Here is a 3,175-nt window from a genome sequence, read left to right on the forward strand (position 1 = left end):
ATAGCACAAAGTTTAGCGAATGCAGCTATGAATCTTCGTCGTGGTGATATGGAAAGAGAAAAAAGAGGACAGGTTAACCAGACTGTCGAGTATCTAAAATCTAAAGGGTACAGTGAAGAAGAGGCGCGGTTCATGGCTGGGAATAAAGATGCGTTGAATGCGTTTTTGGCACAAACGATCAACGGTGGAAACAGGAATCCACAATTTACCAATGACGGTAGGATGCTTGTGGAAGATCCTAATGCACCAGGTGGATATAGATATGTTACGGTTGAAGGTGGAAAAGCACATGAAGATATGCAAAAGCGTGAACAGTTGAAAAAATTACAAATAGTAGATGCGAAAATTATGAGAGAAAGTACATCACATGCAATAAATTCGGCTCTTGAGATACTTAAGGAAAATCCTAAGTCATCTACTGGTCCAATTGGTCAATTTTTACAGAATTTGTGGAACACACCGGCAGCACGTTTAAGGGATCATCTTGAAACAATCAGGGGAGGAGCAATGCTTCACAGGCTAGAGAGGATTAAAGCGCTATCACCTAATGGTGCTTCAGGATTGGGTAATTTGACTGATAAGGAAGGTGTAAGATTAGAAAATGTTTATGTTGCTTTGCAACAGAGTTTATCTCCTCAAGAGCTTATAAGGAATTTGCAACGTTTACAGGAGATTTATAACAAAGCAACAGATGCGCAATTAGCTATTTTGATGAATGATAACATAACAGCTGCGGATGTGGATGAAGCATTTGGAAGTGGTTCGCAACTATCACAAGGGAATTTGATAAATATACCAAAGATGAGTTTAGAAGAGGCATCTATTAAGGATAACGTACCTTATTTTAGGGACAGTTCTAGTGGTAAATTTTTGGTTGAGGATTAAATAGTAATGGACCCTTATAACATTTCTGAGAAGATGCGTTCTCAATATGTATATGCCAAGAATGGGAAGCGTTTTCGCGTAGTTGAAGATCCTGCTGAGATTGAAAAAATTATAAAGTTACATGCTAACAGTTCATCTTCATCTCAATATGTATATGCTAAGAATGGGAAACGTTTCCGCGTAGTTGAAGATCCTGCTGAGATTGCGAAGCTATCTAATTCTTTTTCTGAAAGTCAACAAAACACAAAAGATCAATCAACTACAACAGATGATTTTTCATTTGATGATAAAGATCTTACGTGGCGGAATGCTGTTATGAGAAATAGCGCGTCTGGTGCGATGGCAGATTATTTTGACGAGATGAAAGCAGCGAATGAATCGGGTTTTATAGATTATTGGCGTGGTGATAAGAAAGCAGAGGAGATATATAATAGACGGGTAGCCAAGGAACGTGCTTACCAAAAAGCTTTGCAAGAGAAATATCCTATTTGGTCCTCTATAGCTTATGCTGTTGGTTCACTTGTACCGACAGGACTCTCACTTTTTGTGCCTCCATTAAGGGCTTTGGCTCTTGCAAAGCATATGTCAACACTTAGAAATCTTGGTAATGCGGCGCTTTTAGGAGCAGGTTCAGGAGCTTTACATGGTTCAGGGGCGGGAGAGGGGCTTTCTGGTCGTCTTATATCGGCAGGGTTTGGTGGTGGTATTGGAACAGTAGCTGGTCCTGTTGGTTCTCTTGCCGGTACAGTTGCTTCTTGGGGTACAAAAAAAATGGCAAGGGGATTGCAACATGTTCCCTATATTCCCTTTATGAAAGGAGGGCGTTTTAATCCTGCTCATAAGGAAGTTGAAACCAAAGCCGTTAGGGAAGTTGCAAAAACATTATATGATGATGGTGTTGAGAATGTTGCAGAGCGTCTTGGCTCTGCGCCCCGCCATGCATTTTTGACAGATATTAGTCCAAATTTAGAAGTATCCCTTGCGAATATGGGGAAGACAAATGTGCATGTTTCTGAACTTTTGAAAGGAGCACATGGGGAACGAGTGCAGAATGCTATTCACCGTATTGGTCAATCGGCAGATGAAAACATTACACCTCTTCAAGATACGAAAGTTTTAAAAAGGGTGCTTCAAGAGCAAGGAGAAAAAGAATATAAACATCTTTATGCAGAAGCAATGCAAACTCCCATAGCAAAAAAGCATTATCCAGCTCTTAATAGGCTTTTCAAAAATAAATGGTTTCAAAACGCTGTAAAAGAAGCAGTTGACACCTTAGAAGGAGACCCGCGCACAGCAATTGCTCAACGATTTTATGATAAAGATTTTATCCATATAAACTATAAACCCACAATGGCGTTATTAGATCAAACGAAGAAATCTATTGATGATTTAATCGAAAAGTCCCGGAATTTTGGTGATAAACAAAAGGCTACAGGGTACCAAATACTTAAGAATAATTTGGTAAAGATAACGGATGAAATCTCCTCTACTTACAAAGCAGCGCGGGCTAGTGTAGAAAAATATAAAGGTTTTCAAGAAGCGATAGAACAAGGCAAAAACATTGTACAGAGAGATGTTTCTGGAGAGGGGATTAAAGAAGGTCTTCGTAAAGGAGCAATGTCTAGTGGTCTCAATACTTATCATGTAGGGATGAGAGACTATATTGATGATCTATTAAAAGGTTCGCGTCCTGTTAATAGACTTTCGAATATTTTACAAACGGGTCGTATGTCAGATAATCTAAGCAGATCTTTAAGCTCTAAAAACATTCATGGGTTTAGAAAAGCTGTAGAGGATGAAAGGTTCTATGAAGATGCGGCGCAAAGAGCCCTAAAACCGTTTCAGGGAACGCCCGAACCTAATTATTTAACAGGTGTTAATCTACCGTACGGGAAAGTTAGTACAGCACGTGCAGGGGCAAAGATTACACAAAATATTTTATCTGATACGATTAGGAAATTACCTCAAAAAGAGAGACAAATACTTGAACGAGATATAGCGAAATTAGCAACTTTTGGCGTTAAAGGTATGAACCAGCAGGAAGTTGCTCAAATGTTACAAAGATTTATACGATTACATAAAGCAGGAATCGTTAGTGACCATTTGTGGCATTTCATTTCTTCGGTAATGGCAGGAGAAGCGGGAAGATTTTTAAGGAGTAAGGTTCAATGACCCGTTCTAGTCCTTCTGTTAATCAAGCGATACGGCAAACGGCAGCGCGTTATGGTTTGCCAGAGAGTTATTTGTACCGTGTTGCGCAAGTGGAAAGTGGCGGCAATCCCAATGCAAG

At 39.7% G+C, this 3,175-nt stretch carries 2 protein-coding genes and 1 pseudogene; all 3 read left to right on the forward strand.

Annotation, left to right across the window (positions count from 1 at the left end; translation table 11 throughout):
- Positions 1 to 885: pseudogene (locus tag ACFIL8_RS08610) on the forward strand (hypothetical protein); the annotation flags it as partial.
- Between the two features lie 6 nt (positions 886 to 891).
- Positions 892 to 3,057: a glycine zipper family protein gene (locus ACFIL8_RS08615; protein WP_375637086.1), complete on the forward strand. Its 2,166-nt coding sequence runs from the start codon at positions 892 to 894 to the stop codon at positions 3,055 to 3,057.
- The coding region (locus ACFIL8_RS08620; protein ID WP_375627703.1) for a transglycosylase SLT domain-containing protein at positions 3,054 to 3,175 on the forward strand (122 nt) is incomplete at its 3' end. The genes ACFIL8_RS08615 and ACFIL8_RS08620, both read left to right, overlap by 4 nt.

The organism is Bartonella sp. AP57NXGY (assembly GCF_042195805.1).
Classification (GTDB): domain Bacteria; phylum Pseudomonadota; class Alphaproteobacteria; order Rhizobiales; family Rhizobiaceae; genus Bartonella.